The organism is Burkholderia sp. Ac-20353 (assembly GCF_017104785.1).
In the GTDB taxonomy this organism is placed as follows: domain Bacteria; phylum Pseudomonadota; class Gammaproteobacteria; order Burkholderiales; family Burkholderiaceae; genus Burkholderia.
Genome location: NZ_JAAGPL010000340.1, coordinates 1 through 5,229, shown reverse-complemented (window position 1 = coordinate 5,229; position 5,229 = coordinate 1). Strand labels below are relative to the sequence as shown.

Annotated in this window: 7 protein-coding genes and 1 pseudogene; 7 read left to right on the top strand and 1 reads right to left on the bottom strand. The window is 69.0% G+C overall.

Translation table 11 applies throughout. From position 1 onward, the window contains the following. Positions 1-1,126: type II secretion system inner membrane protein GspF (gene gspF, locus G3N94_RS39550; RefSeq protein WP_205799626.1), on the top strand; the 1,126-nt coding region annotated here is incomplete at its 5' end. A 41-nt stretch (positions 1,127-1,167) separates the two neighbouring features. Here the strand turns inward: gspF and G3N94_RS39545 are convergent. Next, entirely contained in the window at positions 1,168-1,578 is a 411-nt protein-coding gene (locus G3N94_RS39545; RefSeq protein ID WP_205799625.1) for a type II secretion system protein N, read from the bottom strand. A 178-nt stretch (positions 1,579-1,756) separates the two neighbouring features. On the opposite strand from G3N94_RS39545, the gene gspG reads away from it, so the two are divergent. From gspG to G3N94_RS39515, 6 genes and pseudogenes are all read left to right on the top strand, one after another. After that, on the top strand, positions 1,757-2,209 hold the full coding sequence (gspG, locus tag G3N94_RS39540; protein ID WP_205799624.1) for a type II secretion system major pseudopilin GspG: 453 nt from the start codon (positions 1,757-1,759) through the stop codon (positions 2,207-2,209). Positions 2,210-2,243: 34 nt separating this feature from the next. Then, positions 2,244-2,807 carry a GspH/FimT family pseudopilin gene (locus G3N94_RS39535; RefSeq protein ID WP_205799623.1) on the top strand — a complete coding sequence of 188 codons (564 nt, stop codon included), beginning with the start codon at positions 2,244-2,246 and terminating at the stop codon, positions 2,805-2,807. Positions 2,808-2,809: 2 nt separating this feature from the next. Further along, complete coding sequence (gspI, locus tag G3N94_RS39530; protein WP_205799627.1) at positions 2,810-3,238, top strand: type II secretion system minor pseudopilin GspI; 429 nt, start codon at positions 2,810-2,812, stop codon at positions 3,236-3,238. Next, positions 3,216-3,941, top strand: a complete 726-nt coding sequence (locus G3N94_RS39525) for a prepilin-type N-terminal cleavage/methylation domain-containing protein (RefSeq protein ID WP_205799622.1) — start codon at positions 3,216-3,218, stop codon at positions 3,939-3,941. The genes gspI and G3N94_RS39525 overlap by 23 nt, the downstream gene beginning before the upstream one ends. A 2-nt stretch (positions 3,942-3,943) precedes the next feature. Next, complete coding sequence (gene gspK, locus G3N94_RS39520; protein WP_241022333.1) at positions 3,944-5,062, top strand: type II secretion system minor pseudopilin GspK; 1,119 nt, start codon at positions 3,944-3,946, stop codon at positions 5,060-5,062. A 24-nt stretch (positions 5,063-5,086) separates the two neighbouring features. Beyond that, positions 5,087-5,229: pseudogene (locus G3N94_RS39515) on the top strand (type II secretion system protein GspL); the annotation flags it as partial.

The window sequence follows — 5,229 nt, the reverse complement described above, 5'->3', positions numbered from 1 at the left end:
GCTGCGCACGCAGGGGCTGACGCCGCTCGTCGTCGAGCCGGCGGCCAGCGCAACGCGCGGTGCGCGCAGCCAGCGTCTCGCGCTCGGCCGCAAGCTGTCGCAGCGCGAGCAGGCGATCCTCACGCGCCAGCTCGCGAGCCTGCTGATCGCCGGGCTGCCGCTCGACGAGGCGCTCTCGGTGCTGACGGAACAGTCCGAGCGCGACTACATCCGCGAACTGATGGCCGCGATCCGTGCCGAGGTGCTCGGCGGCCATTCGCTCGCGAATGCGCTCGCGCAGCATCCGCGCGATTTTCCGGAGATCTACCGCGCGCTGGTGTCGGCCGGCGAGCACACGGGCAAGCTCGGCATCGTGCTGTCGCGCCTTGCCGACTACATCGAGCAGCGCAACGCGCTGAAGCAGAAGATCCTGCTCGCGTTCACGTATCCGGCGATCGTCACGCTGATCGCGTTCGGCATCGTCACGTTCCTGCTGAGCTACGTGGTGCCGCAAGTCGTCAACGTGTTCGCGAGCACGAAGCAGCAGCTGCCGATCCTGACGGTCGTGATGATGGCGCTGTCGGATTTCGTGCGGCACTGGTGGTGGGCAATCCTGATCGCGGTCGCGCTGGTGATCTGGTTCGTGAAGGCGACGCTGTCGCGCGACGGCCCGCGTCTCGCGTTCGACCGCTGGCTGCTTACCGCGCCGCTCGCGGGCAAGCTCGTGCGCGGCTACAACACGGTGCGCTTCGCGAGCACGCTCGGCATCTTGACCGCGGCCGGCGTGCCGATCCTGCGCGCGCTGCAGGCAGCCGGCGAGACGCTGTCGAACCGCGCGATGCGCGCGAACATCGAGGACGCGATCGTGCGCGTGCGCGAAGGCTCGGCGCTGTCGCGCGCGCTGAACAACGTGAAGACGTTTCCGCCGGTGCTCGTGCACCTGATCCGGTCCGGCGAAGCGACCGGCGACGTGACGACGATGCTCGACCGCGCGGCGGACGGCGAGGCGCGCGAACTCGAGCGCCGCACGATGTTCCTGACGAGCCTGCTCGAGCCGCTGCTGATTCTCGCGATGGGGGGGATCGTGCTCGTGATCGTGCTGGCCGTGATGCTGCCGATCATCGAGCTGAACAACATGGTGCAGTGACGGCCATTACGTCCATTGTGGCCGTCAGCGGAACCGGGCGCTCAGCGCATGTAGATCGCGGGGGACGGCGTGTTGGCCGGCAGCTGGATTTCGGCGCGGGCGCCGTTGCGGTCGACGACGATCGAGCGGTCGCGGACTTCGGCGAGCTTCGCGCCGGGCGCGACCTCGGCGCCGAGCGACACCGCGCGCGGCGGTTCGCCGCCGACGCCGACGATCGCGGCGGCGCCACGCTGGAGCGCGAGGATGCCGAACAGGTGGATGTCCTGCACGGGATTGCGCTCGAGCTGGCCGCCGAACAGTGCGGCGGCCTCCTCGGTGCGGATCGGGGGCCGCGCGGCGGCGGCGGGCAGCGGCGCTTCGCGGGCCGACAGCGTGACGACCCAGTAGGTGGCCGTCGCGCACAACGCCGCGAAGAGTGCGAGGGAGAGGATCCGGATCGAGAGCGCGTTCATGCGGGCTATTGTACGGATGTATGTGAAATTTGCGTTGGGTGAAAGCCCTTGGCGATGCGCGCCTTACAATGCGTGCTCCGTGTTCGGGTCTGCTGGAAGCGTGCCGTAAGGTCGTGGTCCGGCGATCGAGGATGCGTCACTCAATCGACGATATTTTTTTGGAAAGAGGTAGTCAGTCATGCAAACGTGGATCACTCGCCGCAACGGGGCCGTTCGCCGTCAGCGCGGTTTCACGCTGATCGAGATCATGGTGGTGGTCGCGATCCTCGGGATCCTTGCGGCGCTGATCGTGCCGAAGATCATGAGCCGCCCGGACGAAGCGCGCCGCATCGCCGCGAAGCAGGACATCGGCACGATCATGCAGGCGCTCAAGCTGTACCGTCTCGACAACGGCCGCTACCCGTCGCAGGACCAGGGCCTGCAGGCGCTGATCCAGAAGCCGGGCACCGATCCGATCCCGAACAACTGGAAGGACGGCGGTTATCTCGAACGCCTGCCGAACGATCCGTGGGGTAACGCGTACAAGTACCTGAACCCGGGCGTGCACGGCGAGATCGATGTGTTCAGCTACGGCGCCGACGGCAAGGAAGGCGGCGAAGGCAGCGATTCCGACATCGGTTCGTGGCAGTAAGCGGCCGCTGATCCGTCACGCGCGACGCCCGTCCATGCAAGCCAGCCGAACGACCTTCCGCTTCGGGCGCCGCGCCGGTGTGTACCGGAGGTGCCCCGAGGGCACTTCCTGCGGAGCGCAAAGAGATTTTGCGCTCCTCCGTGCTCCGCGGGCCGCCGGCTTCACGCTGCTCGAAATGCTCGTCGTGCTCGTGATCGCGGGGCTGCTCGTGTCGCTCGCGTCGCTGTCGCTGACCCGCAATCCGCGCACCGACCTGCGCGAGGAAGCGCAGCGGGTCGCGCTGCTGTTCGAGACCGCGGGCGACGAGGCACAGGTGCGCGCGCGCCCGATCGCGTGGCAGCCGACCGCGCACGGCTTTCGCTTCGACGTGAGCACGCCCGACGGCTGGCGCACGCTGCGCGACGACCTGCTGCGCCCGCGTGACTGGGATGGTGGCGTGACGGGCGCCGACATCGATTATCCGGGGTCCGATTCGCACGCGTCGCGGGTCGTGTTCGGCACCGAGAGCATCGACACGCCGGTGCGCGTGACGCTGCATTCGACAGCCGGCAGCGCGACGATCGTCGGCACCGGCAACGGCCGCTACGAGGTGCAGTGACGATGCGTCGTCGGCCGCTCTCCCCTTTTTCCGCGCTGCGCCCGTCGACGGCGCTGCGTTCGGCACGTGGTTTCACGATGATCGAGGTGCTGGTCGCGCTCGCGATCATCGCGATTGCGCTGGCCGCGTCGATCCGCGCGGTCGGCACGATGGCGACCGGCGCGTCGGACCTGCATAGCCGGCTGCTGGCCGGCTGGAGCGCCGACAACGCGCTCGCGCAGCTGCGCCTTGCGCATGCGTGGCCGCAGATCGGCGAGCAAAGCTTCGACTGTTCGCAAGGCAATGTGCAGCTCGTCTGCACGCAGCGCGTCAGCGCGACGCCGAATCCGGTGTTCCGGCGCGTCGAGGTATCGGTGAGTTCGCCGGGACGCTCGGGCGTCCTCGCACAGATGGTCACGGTGGTCGCGAATGAAACCAGCCGCTCGCTCTGACGCGTTCCGCCGTGCGCGCGGCAACGGCACTTCCTCCGGGGCGCATCCCCGCAGAGGACGCCGTTCGGCACGCGGCTTCACGCTGATCGAACTGATGATCGCGATCGCGATTCTCGCGGTCGTTGCCGTGCTGGCGTGGCGCGGGCTCGACCAGATCATGCGCGGCCGCGACAAGGTCGCGTCTGCGATGGAGGACGAGCGCATCTTCGCGCAGATGTTCGACCAGATGCGCATCGACGCGCGCCGCGCGGCGACCGACGACGAAGCGGGCCAGCCCGCGATCGGCGTCGCCGGCAACACGCTGCAGATCGTCCGCGAATTCGACGTGCCGGGCGCCGCGCCGCGGCTGCAGGTGGTCCGCTACCGGATCGCGGGCGGCCGCGTCGTGCGTTACGCATCGCCGCCGTTCGACGACGCGAACCGGCTGCGCGACACGCTGAAGAACGTCAGCGTCGACGGCTGGAGCGCGGTGGCGCTGATGGGCGGGGTCGGCGCGATCAACGCGAAGTTCTACGTACCGCGCGTCGGCTGGACCACCAGCCTGCAGGCGGCCGACGACGCGCTCGTGCAGAACATCGACGCGCAGAAGGTGCCGCAACTCGGCAACGCGCCGCCGCCGCGCGCGGTGACGGGCCTGCAGGTCAGCATCGGCGCGACGTCGCTGCGCGTGCCGGTTACGCGCATCTTCCTGGTCGGGGAATGACGATGCGCGTGCGTCGCTCTCCCTCGTTCCCCTCCTTCGCGCACGCGCCGACCCGAACGCGCCGGCAACGCGGCGCCGCGATCATCACCGCGCTGCTGGTCGTCGCGCTGGCGGCGATCCTCGTGTCGGGGATGCTGTGGCGCCAGCAGGTGCAGGTGCGCCGCATAGAGAACCAGCGCGTGCTCGCGCAGGCGCAGTGGGTCTCACGCGGCGCGCTCGACTGGACGCGGATGGTGCTGCGCTCCGAAGGCGACACGGCGCCCGGCATCACGTACCTCGGCGGCATCTGGGCCGTGCCGATCGCGAAGACGAAGCTGTCCGACTTCATGGGCAAGATCGGCATCACCGACGGCAGCGGCGGCGACGACACCTATATTTCCGGCTCGATCGAGGACGCGCAGGCGAAGTTCAACCTGCGCAACCTCGTGTCGACGCCCGCGCCCGGCGTGCTGCAGCTGAACGCCGTGCAGCTCCAGGCATTCGCGCGCCTGCTGTCGACCCTCGGCTACGACGGCGCGTTCGCGAAGCGGATCGCGATGCAGGTGCGCGCGGGCCTGATGCATTCGTCGTCGCGCTTCCAGATGCCGACGCTGCCTGGCGTCGGGGGCGCGCCCGTGGTACCGGAAGCGGGCACGGGCACGCAGGGCACGACCTTCACCGATGAGCCGGGCCTTGCCGACAGCGATCGTGGGCCGTCGCCGCTCATCATGACGGGCGTCGACAGCCTGCTCGACGTCGACGGCGTGACGCCGGAAATGGTCGAACGGCTGCGCCCGTTCGTGACCGTGCTGCCGACGACGACGGCCGTGAACATGAACACCGCGCCCGCCGAGGTGATCGCGGCGCTCGTGCCGGGGATGAGCGTCGCGTCGGCGCAGGCGCTCGTGTCGCGCCGCGAGACCGTGTTTTTCCGCAACGTCGGCGACGTGACGCTCGCGCTGCGCGGCGCCGGCGCGCCGAACGTGACGCTCGACACGAGCCAGATCGATGTCAATTCGAGCTATTTCATCGTGCATGGCCGGATCCAGCACGATCGCGCGGAGGTCGATCGCACCTCGCTCGTGTATCGTGATCCGACCACGCACTCGACGCGGGTCGTGCGTATCCGCGACCAGCTATAACGACACCATTCGGGAGAGGAGCCCTTGAGCACGCTGATTGTTTTACTGCCGCCGCGCGAGCCCGCCGTGCCGTTGCAGGAATGGCAATGGCCCGAGCTGCCGTTCATGCTCGTCGACAAGGCCGGCCAGACGCAGCGCGCCGGCCGCGCCGCGCTCACGCTGCTGCA